Origin of the sequence: Streptomyces sp. NPDC051172 (assembly GCF_040682555.1) — a bacterium.
Lineage (GTDB): Bacteria > Actinomycetota > Actinomycetes > Streptomycetales > Streptomycetaceae > Streptomyces.
Genome location: NZ_JBFBBE010000026.1, coordinates 44,718 through 61,030, shown reverse-complemented (window position 1 = coordinate 61,030; position 16,313 = coordinate 44,718). Strand labels below are relative to the sequence as shown.

Below are 16,313 nucleotides of genomic sequence, written 5' to 3'. Positions count from 1 at the left end.
GGGGCATGACCGCACCGCTGTACGAGGCCCACCCGGCCGGCCCGGGGCGGGTGCTGCCCGACACCCAGCAGGGCATGCGCCGCCGCAACCTGGCCCGGGTGATGCACGCCGTCAGCGTCGAGGGACCGCTCTCCCGTGCCGCCGTGGCCTCGCACATCGGGCTGACCCGGGCCGCGGTTTCCACCCTCGTCGACGAGCTCATACGCACCGGGCTGCTCGAGGAGCTGGGCCCCGAGCGGCCCGGACGGGTGGGCCGTCCCGGCTCGGCGCTCGCCGTCAGCGGGCAGGGTCCCGCCGGCATCGGCGCCGAGATCGGTGTGGACCACCTCGCGGTCTGCGCGGTCGACCTGCGCGGACAGGTACGCGCGCGTGCCGTGCGGCACGGCGCGAACCGCGGCCGCTTGCCCGAGCCGGTGGTCGAGGAACTCACCGGGCTGGTACGTCGGGTGGTCGCCGAGGCGGAGGGCGAGGGGCTGTGGCCCGCGGGGCTCGCGGTGGCCGTGCCGGGCCTGGTGGCTCGCGACGCGCGCACCGTCGTACGCGCCCCGAACCTGGACTGGCACGACACCGACATCGGGGCGCTGCTGCCCGCCGACATCCCGCTGACCGTCGACAACGAGGCGAACTTCGGTGCGCTCGCCGAACTCTGGCTCGGTGAGCGCACCCCGCACGACTTCCTGCATGTGTCGGCGGAGATCGGTATCGGCGCGGCGGTCGTCGTGGCCGGGGGGCTGCTGCGGGGAACGCGTGGTTTCGCGGGCGAGTTGGGACATGTGCCGGTGCAGCCGGAGGGCCCCTGGTGCCCGTGCGGTGGGCGCGGCTGTCTGGAGCAGTACGCCGGTGAGGAGGCGGTGCTGCGCGCGGCGGGCCTGGAGCCGGGCGAGGACCGTGTCGGACTGCTGGCGGGCCGGGCCGCCGAGGGCGACGAGGCGGTACGAGGTGCGCTGCGCGACGCGGGCAGGGCGCTGGGCATCGCGCTGACCGGGGCGGTCAATCTGCTGGACCCGGAGAGCGTGGTGCTGGGCGGCGCCCTGGCCGGGCTCGCCCCGTGGCTGCTGCCGTCGCTGGAGGCCGAGTTGGACCGACGCACCGCGGGCCCGGCGTGTCCGGTGTCCGTGTCGCGGCTGGGCCCGGAAGGGCCGCTTCTCGGGGCGGCGCACTCGGTGGTGCGGGCGGTGCTGGACGACCCCGCAGTGGTGGCCGAACGGACCTGATCGCGGCACCCGCAGCGGTGGCTTGACGGGTCGGATCCGGCGCCCGCGCAGTTGTTCCGGATCAGCACCCGATTCCCGCCCTAGGCTTTCCCCGGCACCGGCCCGACCCGAGGAGCGCAACCGTGTTCGACCCCGCAGCTGAGCACCCGTACCCCGACAGCCACCGGTCGGACGCACCGCCCGCACCGCATCCGCTCCTCGCGCCCGTCCTCGGCCTCCTGGGCACGTGGCGGGGCCGGGGCGAGGGCGGTTACCCGACGCTCGACGGGGACTTCGCGTACGGGCAGGAGGTCGTCTTCAGCCATGACGGGCGGCCTTTCCTCCGCTATGAGGCCCGGGCGTGGCTGCTCGATGCCGAGGACGCGCCGCTGCGTCCGGCGGCCCGGGAGGGCGGCTGGTGGCGGCTTCAGCCCGACGGCCGGGTGGAGGCGCTGATCACCCAGCCCACGGGGATCGCGGAGATCGCCGTCGGCCAGGCGGGCAAGGGCTCGGTGGACCTCTCCACCCACAACGTGGCCCTCACCCCCACGGCGAAGGAGGTCACCGCCACCCGCCGCCGCTACACCCTCGCCGACGACGCCACCCTCACCTTCGCCTTCGACCTCGCGGCTGTCGGCCGGCCGTTGCAGCACCATCTCTCGGCAAGCCTGCGGCGTACGCGGTAGATCGCTTCAGCCGTCGGCTTCACCCGTACGGGTGGCCGGGTTTTCCACATTCGCGCCGTCGTCCACCGAAGCACGCTGCGCCCTTCTGCCCAACTCGTAAGCGCCGTACCGTGATTCACGCGAGGCACTCCCGAAGGTCGGGCGGTGTCGGGCAAGGCGGCGTGGATTAGGGGGATTCACATGTCGGGGGATGTGGCGGCGGTCGCAGGTCTCAGGCGCGACGCGATCGGGCTGCGCGAGGTGCTGTTCCAGAGCATCACGGCCATGGCGCCGGCCGCAGCCGTCGCCGCGTCCATTCCGTCGGGTGCGGCCTTCGCCGGCGGGAGTCTGCCGCTGGCCGTGCTGATCGCGCTGGTGGCCTGTCTGTTCACCGCCTCCTGCGTGGCCGAGCTGGCGCGTGAGCTCCCGGCGGCGGGCTCGGTGTCGACGTATGCGGCGCAGGGCCTGCATCCGGCGGTCGGCTTCCTCGTCGGCTGGGGCTATGTGTTCGTGGAGGCGCTGGTGCCGCCGCTGCTGCTTCTGCAGCTAGGCTTCACCACCGCGGGCACACTGCACCAGGAGTGGTCCTCGTATCCGGCGGACCTGTGGTGGCCTTGGGCGCTCGCGGGTGCGGCGATCATCGCGGCCGCGGGGTACTTCGGGGTGCGTGCCTCGGCCCGCTTCGGCACCGTCCTGGGCATCTTCGAGGTCCTGGTCTTCCTCGTGTTCGCCGTCTGGCTGATCGGCAAGGCAGGAGAGCACAACACCCTTTCCGTGTTCGGCACTTCGCACACGGCCGAGGGCTATCAAGGGGTCAGCGGGGTCTTTGCCGGGTCGGTGTACACAGTGCTGGCCTTCGCCGGGTTCGAGGCCGCGGCGCCGCTCGCCGAGGAGACGCGCAACCCGCGCCGAACCATGCACCGGGCAGTGCTCGGTGCGGCGCTCGGGATCGGCCTGTTCTACGTGGTCACGACCTACGCCATGACGGTGTACTTCGGACCGGACCGGTTCGCGAAGTTCGGGGCCTCCGGCGCTGCGTCCTGGGAGGGTGTGGCACGGACGTCCTTCGGCCTGTTCTGGGTGCTGGTGTTCCTGGCCGTGGTGAACTCGACGATCGCCAACGCCAACGCGTGCGCCAACGTCTCCACCCGGACCGCCTACGCCCTGGCCCGCATCCGCGTCCTGCCCCGCCTTCTCGCCGCGCTCCACCCCAGATACCGCTCCCCCGTCGTCGGAATCACCGTGCAGAGCGTGGTGGCGGTCGGTGCCGTGCTGGGGCTCGGCTTCGGATATGACCCGGTGACGGCCTTCCTGCTGCTCGCCACAGTGATCGTCACGGTCGTGATCGGCGTCTACATCGTCGTCAACCTCGCCTGCGCCGGCTATTTCCTGCGCCGCAGACGGGAGTTGCTCAAACCGGTACGGCATCTGCTGCTGCCGCTGCTCGGCATCGCCGCGTTCGTACCCGCGCTGCTGACCGCGGCGGGCCTGCCCGCCTTCGACTTCGTCACCGAGCTGACCGCACCGGTGTCCTACGCCGGACCGATCGTCGCCGTGTGGATGGCTGCCGGCGTCGTGGTGCTGCTGGTGCTGATGCGGCGCCATCCCGAGCGGATATCCGAGACCGCCCGCGTCCACCTCGACGACCCCTCACCCACCGATCCTGCGCAGAACGGAGCAGCACGCCGATGAGCGACCCCCGCATCCTGACCGTCCGGCCCGAGCCGGGCGAGTACGCCTGGACGTTCGGCGGCGCACCGCCCGTGGCACGCATCGCGCCCGGCACCGTCCTCGACCTGTACACCGAGGACTGCTTCGCCGGGCGGGTGCGCTCCGAGAAGGACCTGGTCTCCGAGGTGTGCGAGTTCCCCTTCCTCAATCCGCAGACCGGACCGTTCTACGTCGAGGGCGCCCAACCGGGCGACACCATCGCCGTGCACTTCGTGTCCGTGGAACCGGCCCGCGACTGGGCCGCGTCGACCACGGTCCCGCTGTTCGGCGCGCTCACCTCCACGCACACCACGGCGACACTCCAGCCGCCGCTGCCGGAGACAGTGTGGATCTGGCAGCTCGACCGCGCCCGCCGCACGGCGCTGTTCCGGGCGCACGACAGTGACATCGAGGCCGAGCTGCCCATGGACCCGATGCACGGCACCGTGGGCGTGGCCCCCGCCAACCTCGAGGTCCGTTCGGCCCTGGTGCCCGATGCGCACGGCGGCAACATGGACACGCCCGAGATGAGGGCCGGCGTCACCTGCTACCTCGGGGTGAATGTGGAGGGCGCGCTGCTTAGCCTAGGCGACGGGCATGCGCGGCAGGGCGAGGGCGAGACCTGCGGGGTCGCCGTGGAGTGCGCGATGAACACCATCGTGATCGTGGAACTGCTCAAGGACCTCGCCACTCCCTGGCCGCGCATCGAGTCGGACACGCACATCATCTCGACGGGCTCGGCCCGCCCGCTGGAGGACGCGTTCCGGATATCGCAGCTCGACCTGGTGCAGTGGTTGGTGCGCGACTACGGCTTCAGCGAGCTGGACGCCTACCAGTTCGCGACGCAGGCGGTCGAGTCGCCGCTGGCCAATGTGTGCGACACCAACTACACGTGCGTGGCCAAGATCCGCAAACAGTGGCTGCCCGCGCGCGAGACTCATCGCGGCGTGCACGCGCAGCTGCGCGAGATCGCGACGACTGTGCGGGGCTGAGCCTCCCCACTGATCGAAAGGCACGGCTTCATGGAAAGGGCAGGACCGAGCACATCGAGAAGGTGGTTCCTGAAGGGCGCCGCCCTGGCCGCCGTCCCGTACGCGTTACTTCCCGACGCGCGGGCCGGGGCGCAGGACCAGGCCGTCGACTACCCGGGCGCGGAGTGGCAGCCGGCGAGCAGGTCCAACTACACGGCATCGGACCGTCCCGCGTCCTATCCCCTCGACAGCGTGATCATCCATGTCACGCAGGAGACGTACGCCAAGACGCTCGCCATCTTCCAGAACCCGGAGAAGAAGGTGACTGCGCACTACCTGGTGCGCTCGGCGGACGGGCATGTGGCGCAGTGCGTACGCGAGGCCGACATCGCCTGGCACGCGGGCGACTGGGACCACAACACGCGCAGCATCGGCATCGAACACGAGGGCTGGGTGGGCCGGCCCGCATACTTCACCGACGCCCTGTACGAACAGTCGGCCAAGCTCACCGCGGCGATCTGCACCAAGTACGGCATCCCGAAGGACCGGGACCACATCATCGGGCACTACGAGGTGCCGGGGACCGACCACACCGACCCCGGACGCCACTGGGACTGGAGGCGCTACATAAGGCTTGTCGGCGTCGGCTGACCGCGACGGGAGGCGGTTGGCCCCGTCGGGAAGGCTGTCGGCCCGGTGGGCGGTCCGTCATTCGGGTGACCTGGTCGAAACGGTTGTCGGCGCGCGCACCGGGAGTGACGATGTCCTCAGCCGCATCACCTCTCGGGGAGGCCCAGTTGACCGATCCGTGGGTGGCCCTGGAGCCGGGGGCCGACCCTGCCGAGCACGCACGGATGCTGCGTCGCGCGCACGAGACGTTCACCGAGGCGGGCACGGTGACGCGTCCGGTGCGTTCGGTGGTGGCCGAGTCGTGGCGGCGCTCCGCCCGTGCCGGCGTGGGGCCCGACGGCACGGCGAGCGTGGAGCTGGTGGACGGAGACCTCGGCGCCTACCGGGCCGAGCATCCGCTGGCGCGGGTGATGCCCCTGTTCCGTGAACTGATGGGGACGTTCGCGGCCGACGGGGAGCATCTGCTCGCGGTGTGCGACGCCAGCGGCAGGCTGCTGTGGGTCGAGGGTCATCCGGCCACCCGGCGCAGTGCGGGGCGGATGAACTTCGTGCCGGGTGCCCGCTGGGCGGAGACGGCGATGGGCACCAACGCGCCGGGGACCGCGGTCGCCGTCGACCGGCCGGTGCAGGTCTTCGCGGCCGAGCACTTCATCCGGCAGGTGCAGCCCTGGACGTGCGCGGCGGCTCCGGTGCACGATCCGCGCACCGGGCGGGTGCTCGGCGCCGTGGACATCACCGGCGGTGACGGTCTCGCGCATCCGCACAGCCTGGGCTTCGTCCAGGCGGTCGCGCGTGCCGCCGAGTCACAGCTGGCGCTGCTCACCCCGGAGCGGCCCGCCACCGACACGCCCGAGTTGACGGCGCTGGGCCGGGACGAGGCGCACCTTCTCACCGGCGGGCGCAGGATCAGGCTCAGCCGTCGGCACAGCGAGATCCTCGTCCTGCTGGCCCGGCATCCGGAGGGGCTGACCGGCGACGAGCTGCTGTGCGCGCTGTACGAGGACGAGTCGGTGACGCCGGTGACGCTGCGCGCCGAACTGGCGCGGCTGCGCAGGGTGCTGGGCCCAGGGCTGCTGGCCTCGCGCCCGTACCGGCTGACCGTGCCCGTCGAGTGCGACGTGTCCGTCGTCGAGCGGCGGCTGGAGACCGGAGCGGTCACGGCGGCCGCGACGGCGTACGCGGGTCCGCTGCTGCCAGGCTCCCAGGCCCCGGCGGTGGTGCGGCTCAGGCACCGACTCGCCGACGCCCTGCGTACGGCACTGATCGCCCGCCGCGACCCCGACCTGCTGGCCGACTGGGCGCACGCACCGTGGGGCGAGGACGATCTCGATGTGTGGCGTGCTCTCGCCACGGTCCGGCCGACGGCGACGGTCCGGGCCCGACTGGCCGCGCTGGAGGCCGAGTTGACCTCACCGGCCACCTGGCCCGGAACCACCGGCCGCCGGGCAACCACGGCGACGTAGCGCCGCCGACGCCCGCCCCTGATCGCCCCCGAGCCGCACTGAACGCGCCGGAGGACAACCGACCGCACCAGCCACCGGCCCCGGCACGACCGGCCACCGGGAACACACCGCAACCCAGCGCCGCCGGCGCACGACCCTGATCATCCGCCGCGCTCCGGCAGCCATCCCGGCGCGGCGGTCGGGAAGCCGTACCGGCGTGGGCCCCGCGTGGGTTCCCGGCGCTCTCGGCAACGTAGTTGCAACGTCGCTGTCCCTAGTCTCCCGGCGGGAGCTGCCCAACGGCGGGCAGCGCTTCGAGGGAGGCAGAGCAGTATGACCCGTTACGCGGCGCCCGGCACCGAGGGCGCGATCGTCTCCTATCAGGCGCGCTACGACCACTTCATCGGGGGCGAGTACGTGCCGCCGGCCCGCGGACAGTACTTCGAGAACCCGTCGCCGGTGAACGGGCAGCCGTTCACGGAGGTCGCGCGCGGCACGGCGGAGGACGTGGAGCGGGCGCTGGACGCTGCGCACGCGGCCGCTCCCGGGTGGGGCCGCACGTCGGTGACCGAGCGATCCGACATCCTGCTGAAGATCGCCGACCGGATGGCGGCCAACCTCGAGAAGCTGGCCGTCGCCGAGAGCTGGGAGAACGGCAAGGCGGTGCGTGAGACGCTGGCCGCCGACATCCCCCTTGCCATCGACCACTTCCGCTACTTCGCGGGCGCGATCCGTGCGCAGGAGGGCTCGCTCGGCGAGGTCGACGACGACACCGTGGCGTACCACTTCCACGAGCCGCTCGGCGTCGTCGCGCAGATCATCCCGTGGAACTTCCCGATCCTGATGGCGGTGTGGAAGCTCGCACCGGCCCTCGCCGCGGGCAACGCGGTCGTCATCAAGCCCGCCGAGCAGACCCCGGCGTCCATCCACTACTGGATGAGCCTGATCGCGGACCTGTTGCCGCCGGGCGTGGTGAACATCGTCAACGGCTTCGGCGTGGAGGCGGGCAAGCCGCTCGCGTCGAGCCCGCGGGTGGCGAAGGTGGCGTTCACCGGTGAGACCACGACGGGGCGGCTGATCATGCAGTACGCCTCGGAGAACATCAAGCCGGTCACCCTGGAGCTCGGCGGCAAGTCGCCCAACATCTTCTTCGACGACGTCTGGGCGCACGACGACGACTTCCGGGACAAGGCCCTGGAGGGCTTCACCATGTTCGCGCTCAACCAGGGCGAGGTGTGCACCTGCCCGTCCCGGGCGCTCGTGCAGCGCGGCAACTACGCCGAGTTCCTCGAAGCGGCGGTCGCCCGCACCGAGCTGATCAAGCCCGGCCACCCCCTCGACACCGACACGATGATCGGCGCCCAGGCCTCCAACGACCAGCTGGAGAAGATCCTCTCCTACCTCGACATCGGCCGCCAGGAGGGCGCCCGCGTCCTCACGGGCGGTGAACGCATCGAGTACGACGGCGAGCTGAAGGGCGGCTACTACGTCCAGCCCACCATCTTCGAGGGTGACAACCGCATGCGGATCTTCCAGGAGGAGATCTTCGGCCCGGTGGTCTCCGTGACGTCCTTCGACGACTTCGACGACGCCATCAAGATCGCCAACGACACGCTGTACGGCCTCGGTGCGGGCGTGTGGACGCGGGACATCAACACCGCGTACCGGGCAGGCCGGGCGATCCAGGCGGGCCGCGTCTGGACGAACTGCTACCACGCCTATCCGGCGCACGCGGCCTTCGGCGGCTACAAGCAGTCCGGGATCGGGCGCGAGACGCACAAGATGATGCTGGAGCACTACCAGCAGACCAAGAACCTCCTGGTGTCGTACAGCCCGAAGAAGCTGGGCTTCTTCTAAACGCACGAAAAAAGGCGCCTGACCTGGGCCTTTGCCCGTCAGGCGCCTTTCCCTCGACCCTGTCCCGCTCGGAAACACGATTCTGGACGCCATCTGCAAGCTTCTCCGACCAGAGCCCGCACAGCACTGGGACGATCCTTCGATGGTGCTGTCGATCGTCACCGCGCTCGTCCGGCACCTGGTCATGGTGCCCACCGCAGTGCTGCGCAGCCGCGTGGCCAAGGACGCGGAGGTGTTGGCGCTCCGGCACGAGAACGCCGTGCTGCGCCGTCAGGTCGCGCGCGTCAGGTACGAGCTGGCCGATCGGATCTGGCTGGCCGCGCTGTCGCGATTGGTCCCTCGCGAGCGGTGGCGCGAGGCCTTCGCGGTCACTCCGACCACGCTGTTGCGCTGGCACCGGGAACTCCTCAAGCGCAAATGGACGTTCGCCCAGCACCGCGGTCGCCCCGGTCGCCCCTCCACCGCACCGAGCATCAAGCAGCTCATCGTGCGCCTGGCCCGCGAGAACAGCGCTTGGGGCCACCGCCGAATACAGGGCGAACTCGCCCGCCTCGGCTACTCGATCGCCCCATCCACGGTCTGGGAGATCCTGCACGCTGCCGGCATCGACCCGGCCCCGCAGCGATCCGGCCCGACTTGGCGCCAGTTCCTGTCCGCCCAGGCCCACGGCATCATCGCTGCCGACTTCCTGCACGTCGACACCGTCTCGCTCAAGCGCCTGTACACCCTGATCTTCATCAAGCACGGCACTCGCCGCGTGCACCTCGCCGGCGTCACCGCCCACCCCACGGCCGAGTGGACCACCCAGCAAGCAAGGAACCTCGCCATGACGATGGGGTGCCGGACGGACTCGCCACGCTTCCTGCTCCGGGACCGGGACACGAAGTACACCAGGTCCTTCGACGCCGTCTTCGAGGCAGACGACGTGGAGATCCTGCTCAGCCCACCCCGAGCACCCAGAGCGAACGCGATCTACGAGGGAGCCGTGGGCACCCTACGCCGCGAGATCCTCGACCGGATCCTCATCTACGACGAGGCTCACGCCCACGCAGTGCTCACCGCCTACATCAGGCACTATAACCAGCACCGCCCCCACCAGTCCCGACAGCAACTACCCCCGGGCAGCACCGAACCACCCGCCCCGGCCACCGTTACAAACCTCCAGACCCACCGCATCCGGCGACAACCCGCCCTCGGTGGCCTGATCAACGAATACCGCCATACTGCCTCGCATCGCCGCAGCACACAGGACTGAATCGCATTTCCGAGCGGCACACCCGAGGCCAGGACCGTCCTGGTCGGCCCGTCGGCCCCGAGGCGCCGAAACCGTCAGGTGGTACTGCTGGTCTCAGCCTCGCGTCTGGTGGCGTCGGGTTCCCGCAGAGGACCATGAAGATCCGAGCCCGGAGCCCCCCACCTGGGCAGGGCACGGGCACGGCACGCCGCGCGCTGCCCGGCTCGCAGACCGTCCACCCCCTCCCCCGCCGGAGAGACAATGGCTGACACAGCCGGATTCAACGAACGCAATATCGAGGAGTTCCGCGCGAACCATGGACAGTTGGGTGGGGGGTTCGCCGGGGCCCCGGTGCTGTTGTTGCACACCGTAGGGGCGCGCTCGGGCGTGGCCCGGGTGAATCCGATGATGTACCTGGCCGATCAGGGCCGTTATCTGGTCTTCGCCTCCAAGGCGGGCTCCGACCGTAATCCGGACTGGTACCACAACCTCCTCGCGCATCCCGAGGTCCGGGTCGAGGTGGGTGACGACGAAATCGCCGTACGAGCAGAGGAGTTGCGCGGCGCCGAACGCGACACCGCGTTCGCGGAGCAGGCCCGCCGTCACCCGGGCTTCGCCGCTTACCAGCGCAAGACGCGACGAGTGATCCCCGTCCTCGCGCTCATTCCCACCGGCGAGGGCACAGCGCCCGCCGATCGCACAGGACGGACATCGTCGTGAGCATGCCCTATCTCGCTCAGCCCGACCAGCAGCAGAAACTCGAATGGCTCGACGGAGGCCAGTTCGCCGTACTCCTGGACAGCGCGGCCACCGAGGGCCAGTTGACCGTCGGGCGGTTCAGCGTCGCCAAGGGCGAGGCGCCGCCCTACCACATGCACACCCGCGAGGACGAGATCTTCATGCTCATCAAGGGCACCGCGCTGCTGTGGTCGGACGACCAGGAGATGGAACTGTCGGAGGGCGGCATCGTCTACCTGCCCAGGAACGTCCCGCACGGCTACCGGATCACCTCGGACACCGCGGACCTGTTGATGATCTGCACTCCGGGCGGTATCGAGGGCATGTTCCGGCACGCCGGACGCGACCTGTCGGCCCCTCGGCCCGAAGGATTCGAGATCTCCAAGGACCGGATGGCCGAGGCCGCCGACCTGTACGGACAGATCGTCCTCGGCCCGCCGCGCTGAGCGCCGGCACCCCAACGCTCCCCCCGCGCATCCACCCCGTACGAAAGGCACCGCCATGTCCGGGCAACAACGCCGCGCCCTCGACGAGATGCTCCGCCACGCACCGCTCGACGTCGGAGGCGACGTGACCGAAGCGCGCGCCGTCTTCCACGAGATGATGACCTCGATACCGCTGCCTGCGGATGTCACGACCGCCCCCGGGCACCTCCGCGGCGTGCCCGTCATCACCGTCGACACACCCGGCAGCGATCCGTCCCGCGTGCTGCTGTACTTCCACGGCGGTGCGTACGCCATAGGTTCCGCGGCCGACGCGGCGGGCCTGGCCGCGGACGTGTCCCGGCGCTGCGGTGCCCGTGCCGTCTGCGTCGACTACCGGCTGGCCCCCGAGCACCCGTTCCCCGCTGCCGTCGAGGACGCGGTGGCCGCGTACCGCGCGCTGCTCGACCAGGCGATCCCCGCCGACCGGATCGCCTTCGTCGGCGAGTCCGCGGGCGGCGGCCTGACCGTCGCAACGCTGGTCGCGGCCAGGGAGGCGGGCCTGCCCCAGCCTGCGTCGGCCACGGTGTTCTCGCCCTGGGCCGACCTCACTGTGTCCGGCGCCAGCGCGACGGGCAAGGCCCGTCTGGACCCCGCGCTGACCCCGCAGGCCCTGCGTACCCGCGCCCGCGACTACCTCGCTCGGACGCCCGGCACCGAACCGCTGGCCAGCCCCGTCTTCGCCGACCTCGCGGGCCTGCCTCCGCTACTCATCCAAGTGGGCTCGCACGAGATCCTGCTGGACGACGCCGTACGACTGGCCGGACGCGCCGCCGACCACGACGTACCCGTCGCACTCCAGGTCTGGCCCCAAGTCCCCCACGTCTTCCAGGCGTTCGCCGCCCTGCTCGACGAAGCCGACGAGGCACTGGGCTCCGCCGCCGCCTTCACCCGGGCCCACTGGGCCCGTGCCGCGAAAGCCGCCGAAGGCACCGCACCCGACGCCACGCCGGACGCCGCGCTCCAGCCGTGACAGCGATCGCCCAGCACACCTCGCAAGAACCTGGAGCACCATCGTCATGGTCGATGTGAACGTGGAGCCCTTCGAGACCGAGGTTCGCACCCGCGCCGGAGATCTCGTCCGCGCCGACGTCTACCTTCCCGCCGACAGCGAGGGGCCGTTCCCGGTCGTCCTCGGCGCCTCCCCCTACCAGAAGGCACTGCGGCACCTGCCGCCGCACCCCGTGTTCCCGTTCATCGAGTACGGCCCCATCCAGCTCTACCTCGACCACGGCTACGCCTACGTCGCCATGGACGTGCCCGGCACCGGCCGCTCCGAGGGCACCTGGGACCCGGTGTCGCGCGGTGAGGGCGAGGCCATCCACGACATGATCGAGCACATCGCGGCCGAGGCATGGTCCACCGGCGCGATCGGCATGATCGGCATGTCCCACTACTGCTGGAGCCAGTGGAACGCCGCCCGCACCCGCCCGCCGCACCTGCGGACGATCGTCGCGTACGACGGCGCCACCGACATGTACCGCGACTGGATGTACCAAGGCGGCATACCGGTGCAGGGCTTCCTGAGCACCTGGCTCTTCGGCTCGGTGCTGGTCCAGCACCAGATCGACGGCATCGACTTCCGCATCGGCGACAAGCAGGACTTCGTCTACGACGTCCTCTCCCATCCCCTGGACGACGAGTGGCAGCGTCGCCGCTCACCGTTCTGGGAACTGCCAAAGATCGAGATACCCGTGTTCTCCATCGGAGTGTGGGGCAAGGCCGCGCTGCACCTGCGCGGCAACTTCTACGGGTTCGAACGCGTGCGAGGTCCCAGGAAACTGCTGGTGACCCACCCCGACAGCTTCGCCGCCGCGCAGCGGTACTACTTCGACGAGGACTTCCACCGCACCGAACTGCTGCCCTGGTACGACCACCATCTCAAGGGCGCCGACAACGGCGCGATGGACAAGCCCGACGTCCGCTTCTACGTCAACGGCGAGGACACCTACCGCTCGGCGTCCTCCTGGCCGCCCCCGGACGTGCGGACCAGCACCTTCCACCTCGCGGGCGAGCAGAGCGGTGCCGTCCGCTCCCTCAACGACGGGACGCTCACCGAGACCGGGCCGGCCTCGGACCGGGCGTCCACCTCCTGGTCGTACCCGGACCCGGAATGGATGGCCGGCGTCACGGTCTTCGACAAGAACGGCGTCCCCGACCATGTCGCACGCGTCAACACCTTCACCACCGCGCCCATGACCGAGGACCGTGAGTTCACCGGCCACGCCACGCTGACGCTGTACGCCTCCACGGACCAGGCCGACATGGTCGTCATCGTCAAGCTCTCCCTCATACCCGGCGACCCCGGAACCGGGTCGCCGATCAAGGTCAGCCAGGGCTGGCTGCGGGCCTCCCACCGTGCCGAGGACCCGGAACTCACCAGCGACATGCGCCCGTTCCACCTGCACAACGCCCTGGAGCCGGTGGAGCCCGGGAAGGTCTACGAACTCCACATCGAGATGCTGCCGCTGTCGTTCCTCGCCCGTGCGGGCGACCGCATCCGGCTGGAGATCACCAACCAGGACTCACTGATCACCGACGCCCCCATGACCCACTTCTACGGCCAGAAAGCCGGGACCGACACCTACCACCACGACCGGTCGCACCCCTCGGCGCTGCACCTGCACGAACGCCCGCGCCCCCGGTAGGGCCGTACCGGGGGCGCCGCCAGACCTCCCCGACCCTCCCCGGCTTTACCCAGAAGTGAGAAGGGAGGCCCTGTCCGGGCTGGGAATTCGAACGATGATGATCGCATGGCATCGACGAACCACTTCGGCGTCGCCCTGCGAGGCTGGCGGGAGCGCCTTTCGCCCCTGGCGAGCGGACTGGAGACCGACGCCGCCCGGCGCATTCCCGGTCTGCGTCGCGAGGAACTGGCCCGGCTGGCCGGTCTGTCGGTCGACTACGTGGTGCGGCTCGAACAGGGCCGCGCCCGCAATCCCTCCGCCCAGGTCGTCACCGCCCTGGCCAGGGCCCTGCGGCTGGACACGTCCGAGCGCGACCACCTGTTCCGCTGCGCCAGTCTCGCGCCGCCCGCCGGCGGCGGCGTACCGCTGCACGTGCCGCCGAGGGTGCATCGGCTCGTCCGGCAACTGAGCGATGCGCCGGTCGCGATCTACGCCGCCGACTGGACGCTGGTCAGCTGGAACCGGATGTGGACCACCACCGTGGGCGACCCCCGTACCTACGGCTGGGACCAGGGCAATCTCGTCGCCGGGATGTTCCGTTCCAGCGGCGGTCACCGGGTCGATTCCATCGCCGCCTGGCCGATACGCTCCTGGGCGGGCGACGAGGCCGAGGAGGAGTCCCTCGTGGCCGACCTGCGGGTCACGGCAGCGGTCTACCCCCACGACGCCCGTCTCACCGCACTCGTCGACCGGCTACTGCACACCAGCTCCCGCTTCGCCCGCCTGTGGTCCAACGGGACCGCAGGCCTCCACGGCGGCGACCGCAAGACCATCGAGCACCCCCTGGTCGGTGATCTGGCCCTCGACCTCGACGTACTCATGGTCCCTGGCTCCGACCTCCGTATCGTCACCTACTCGGCCGACAACGGAACCGACGACGCCGAGAAACTGGACCACCTGCGCAGTCCCTGACCCGGTGCACCATCGGCCGGGACGGCTCGGCCGCCCGGACACGGCCGCGCCGTCCCGGCCCCTGTACGGCCCCTGGGTCTTGGCATCGCCCCTCAGGGGAACCGCCCGGACTGCTACCGGCAACCTCGATCATCTGCCCTGCCGCAGGTCAGACGGGTTACAACTCCCCTGAGCACCGCCGGCCTCCTAAACTCGCGCGCAGCGGATTCAGTCCGTTCAGGCGAAGTTGACGATCCAACAGGACAAAATGAACGTTTCCGCAGTTCAGAGGCCTGCGCTGGTGGGGCGGGTGGGACTCGAACCCACGGCCGACGGATTATGAGTCCGCTGCTCGACTAACGGCGGGGTTCGCTTCCTTTACGCTCTTCGGCTGCCGACGACGTCCGGAGGTCCACTACTGGACCGAACGATGTCTTTGCTACGCCCCCTTCGAAGCTTGACTACCAGCGGCAGCTGCGTCGGTGAACGACGCGTATGGAGAAGGCCGAGAGGTAGCCCGGGTCACTCATCCGAGACCAAGATCCGGGCCATCCGCGGACCACGTTCTCACCCGCCCACCAGCACCGGACCGTCACCGCAGGTCAGCGAGGGGACTACTTGTGTACCACCAAGAGACCAAGAACCTGCTGGTTTCATACAGCCCGAAGAAGCTTGGGTTCTTCTAGAGCCTGAAGTCGGTTGCCTGGAGGCGTCGTTGTGCTCCAGGCAACCGCTGCTCGCGGCGAGAACGGGCCTGCCGACGTGCACGAGCTGCCGAAGACCGCGAAGAGGGTGCCGCGTGCGACCTCTGAGTCCTCGACTACATCGGCGAGACGCCTGTGGTCCTGGGCATCGCCGCGTGGCACCGGGGGCGATCCCCGGCCGGGGCACAGACTCCTGTTGATGCTCGGGGCGGACTCGGAGGGTCACACGGTGGTGGGGATGACGATCATCCGGGTCACCGACCCGTCCTCGCCGACCACGTCGCGCACGTCGCGGAAGCCCAACCGCCGGCACATGGTGAGGCTCGCCGTGTTCTCGGCGCCCACCATGCCGTAGGCCTCCTTCAGCCCGAGGTTGTCGGCGGCGTGACGCAGTAGGCCGCGTATGACCTCGGTGCCGAACCCCTGTCCCCAGTAGTCGGGGGCGAGGGCGACGATGAGTTCGTGCCCGTCGACGTTGCCGGTCTTCTTCACCTCCGCATGGCCGATGTACACGCCCTGACACCACACGCCCCACACGTCGAAGCGGTGCGTGGGGTACACGTCGGCGAGGATGGCCCTGAACAAGGCGCGCAGGTCGGCCTCGGGCACCTGGTCCTGCCCCATCCAACGGCACACCTCCTCTGTGCGCAGCAGGGCGACGAAGTGGTCCTCGTCCTCGGGACGGTAGGGCTTGAACTCCAGCCGTTCGGTACTCAGGGCAGGTGTCATCGACAAGTTCCTCCGGCGTGCGGCGGATGATGTGGCCCTGCCCCGCGGGGCGGGTCGGGGCAGGGCAGGTGCGGGCGGCGAGTGGTGCTCGGGCGGCGGGCCGTCCTTGGCGAGGGGGTGGTGTCCGCGGTCCCGTCGGTCGGACACCGTCCCGGAACGGTGAGCGCGGTGGCGTCAGGCCTGCGCGTTCTGCATCCGCTCGCGCAGGCTGCGCGGGCGCATGTCGGTCCATACCTCGTCGACGTAGGCGGAGCACTCCTCCTCGGTGCCCTCCTTGCCGACGGGCTGCCAGCCCGCGGGCACCGTCACGTCGACCGGCCAGAGGGAGTACTGGTCCTCGTCGTTGCGTAGCACCTGGTAGCGGGTGTTCTCGTCCATGT

Annotated in this window: 15 protein-coding genes; 13 read left to right on the top strand and 2 right to left on the bottom strand. The window is 70.3% G+C overall.

Annotated features, from left to right (window positions below):
- Positions 1-5: 5 nt before the first annotated feature.
- The 13 genes from AB0N07_RS18020 to AB0N07_RS17960 all read left to right on the top strand — a co-directional run bounded on the left by AB0N07_RS18020 (position 6) and on the right by AB0N07_RS17960 (position 14,521).
- Positions 6-1,214 carry an ROK family transcriptional regulator gene (locus AB0N07_RS18020; RefSeq protein ID WP_365835998.1) on the top strand — a complete coding sequence of 403 codons (1,209 nt, stop codon included), beginning with the start codon at positions 6-8 and terminating at the stop codon, positions 1,212-1,214.
- Positions 1,215-1,336: 122 nt separating this feature from the next.
- Positions 1,337-1,879, top strand: coding sequence for an FABP family protein (locus AB0N07_RS18015; protein WP_365835996.1), 543 nt, complete (start codon positions 1,337-1,339; stop codon positions 1,877-1,879).
- Positions 1,880-2,059: 180 nt separating this feature from the next.
- A complete protein-coding gene (locus AB0N07_RS18010; RefSeq protein ID WP_365835994.1) occupies positions 2,060-3,550 on the top strand; it encodes an APC family permease in 1,491 nt (496 codons plus the stop codon).
- The gene (locus AB0N07_RS18005; protein WP_365835992.1) at positions 3,547-4,560 is read left to right on the top strand and encodes an acetamidase/formamidase family protein; all 1,014 of its coding nucleotides are present in this window, start codon (positions 3,547-3,549) and stop codon (positions 4,558-4,560) included. The genes AB0N07_RS18010 and AB0N07_RS18005 overlap by 4 nt, the downstream gene beginning before the upstream one ends.
- 30 nt (positions 4,561-4,590) lie before the next feature.
- A complete protein-coding gene (locus AB0N07_RS18000) occupies positions 4,591-5,190 on the top strand; it encodes an N-acetylmuramoyl-L-alanine amidase (RefSeq protein ID WP_365835990.1) in 600 nt (199 codons plus the stop codon).
- A 146-nt stretch (positions 5,191-5,336) separates the two neighbouring features.
- Entirely contained in the window at positions 5,337-6,632 is a 1,296-nt protein-coding gene (locus AB0N07_RS17995; RefSeq protein ID WP_365835988.1) for a GAF domain-containing protein, read from the top strand.
- A 312-nt stretch (positions 6,633-6,944) separates the two neighbouring features.
- On the top strand, positions 6,945-8,468 hold the full coding sequence (locus tag AB0N07_RS17990; RefSeq protein ID WP_365835986.1) for an aldehyde dehydrogenase family protein: 1,524 nt from the start codon (positions 6,945-6,947) through the stop codon (positions 8,466-8,468).
- 142 nt (positions 8,469-8,610) lie between these two features.
- Positions 8,611-9,723 (top strand): integrase core domain-containing protein, encoded by a 1,113-nt coding sequence (locus AB0N07_RS17985; protein ID WP_365835984.1) that lies wholly within the window; start codon positions 8,611-8,613, stop codon positions 9,721-9,723.
- 240 nt (positions 9,724-9,963) lie between these two features.
- Positions 9,964-10,422 (top strand): nitroreductase family deazaflavin-dependent oxidoreductase, encoded by a 459-nt coding sequence (locus AB0N07_RS17980; RefSeq protein WP_365835982.1) that lies wholly within the window; start codon positions 9,964-9,966, stop codon positions 10,420-10,422.
- 2 nt (positions 10,423-10,424) lie between these two features.
- On the top strand, positions 10,425-10,886 hold the full coding sequence (locus tag AB0N07_RS17975) for a cupin domain-containing protein (RefSeq protein ID WP_365835980.1): 462 nt from the start codon (positions 10,425-10,427) through the stop codon (positions 10,884-10,886).
- Positions 10,887-10,941: 55 nt separating this feature from the next.
- Positions 10,942-11,895, top strand: a complete 954-nt coding sequence (locus tag AB0N07_RS17970) for an alpha/beta hydrolase (RefSeq protein WP_365835978.1) — start codon at positions 10,942-10,944, stop codon at positions 11,893-11,895.
- Positions 11,896-11,941: 46 nt separating this feature from the next.
- Complete coding sequence (locus AB0N07_RS17965) at positions 11,942-13,570, top strand: CocE/NonD family hydrolase (RefSeq protein ID WP_365835976.1); 1,629 nt, start codon at positions 11,942-11,944, stop codon at positions 13,568-13,570.
- A 105-nt stretch (positions 13,571-13,675) separates the two neighbouring features.
- Positions 13,676-14,521 (top strand): helix-turn-helix transcriptional regulator, encoded by an 846-nt coding sequence (locus AB0N07_RS17960; protein ID WP_365835974.1) that lies wholly within the window; start codon positions 13,676-13,678, stop codon positions 14,519-14,521.
- A 905-nt stretch (positions 14,522-15,426) separates the two neighbouring features.
- Here the strand turns inward: AB0N07_RS17960 and AB0N07_RS17955 are convergent.
- Both AB0N07_RS17955 and AB0N07_RS17950 read right to left on the bottom strand, forming a co-directional pair.
- On the bottom strand, positions 15,427-15,933 hold the full coding sequence (locus AB0N07_RS17955; RefSeq protein ID WP_365835972.1) for a GNAT family N-acetyltransferase: 507 nt from the start codon (positions 15,931-15,933) through the stop codon (positions 15,427-15,429).
- 174 nt (positions 15,934-16,107) lie between these two features.
- A complete protein-coding gene (locus AB0N07_RS17950; RefSeq protein ID WP_115912809.1) occupies positions 16,108-16,311 on the bottom strand; it encodes an MbtH family NRPS accessory protein in 204 nt (67 codons plus the stop codon).
- Positions 16,312-16,313: the final 2 nt, after the last annotated feature.

Bases quoted from the DNA above. Each gene is read 5' to 3' on its own strand.
- AB0N07_RS18020 (WP_365835998.1), top strand. From the start codon at position 6: ATGACCGCACCGCTGTACGAGGCCCACCCGGCCGGCCCGGGGCGGGTG.
- AB0N07_RS18010 (WP_365835994.1), top strand. From the start codon at position 2,060: ATGTCGGGGGATGTGGCGGCGGTCGCAGGTCTCAGGCGCGACGCGATC.
- AB0N07_RS18005 (WP_365835992.1), top strand. From the start codon at position 3,547: ATGAGCGACCCCCGCATCCTGACCGTCCGGCCCGAGCCGGGCGAGTAC.
- AB0N07_RS18000 (WP_365835990.1), top strand. From the start codon at position 4,591: ATGGAAAGGGCAGGACCGAGCACATCGAGAAGGTGGTTCCTGAAGGGC.
- AB0N07_RS17990 (WP_365835986.1), top strand. From the start codon at position 6,945: ATGACCCGTTACGCGGCGCCCGGCACCGAGGGCGCGATCGTCTCCTAT.
- AB0N07_RS17985 (WP_365835984.1), top strand. From the start codon at position 8,611: ATGGTGCTGTCGATCGTCACCGCGCTCGTCCGGCACCTGGTCATGGTG.
- AB0N07_RS17980 (WP_365835982.1), top strand. From the start codon at position 9,964: ATGGCTGACACAGCCGGATTCAACGAACGCAATATCGAGGAGTTCCGC.
- AB0N07_RS17975 (WP_365835980.1), top strand. From the start codon at position 10,425: ATGCCCTATCTCGCTCAGCCCGACCAGCAGCAGAAACTCGAATGGCTC.
- AB0N07_RS17970 (WP_365835978.1), top strand. From the start codon at position 10,942: ATGTCCGGGCAACAACGCCGCGCCCTCGACGAGATGCTCCGCCACGCA.
- AB0N07_RS17965 (WP_365835976.1), top strand. From the start codon at position 11,942: ATGGTCGATGTGAACGTGGAGCCCTTCGAGACCGAGGTTCGCACCCGC.
- AB0N07_RS17960 (WP_365835974.1), top strand. From the start codon at position 13,676: ATGGCATCGACGAACCACTTCGGCGTCGCCCTGCGAGGCTGGCGGGAG.
- AB0N07_RS17955 (WP_365835972.1), bottom strand. From the start codon at position 15,933: ATGACACCTGCCCTGAGTACCGAACGGCTGGAGTTCAAGCCCTACCGT.
- AB0N07_RS17950 (WP_115912809.1), bottom strand. From the start codon at position 16,311: ATGGACGAGAACACCCGCTACCAGGTGCTACGCAACGACGAGGACCAG.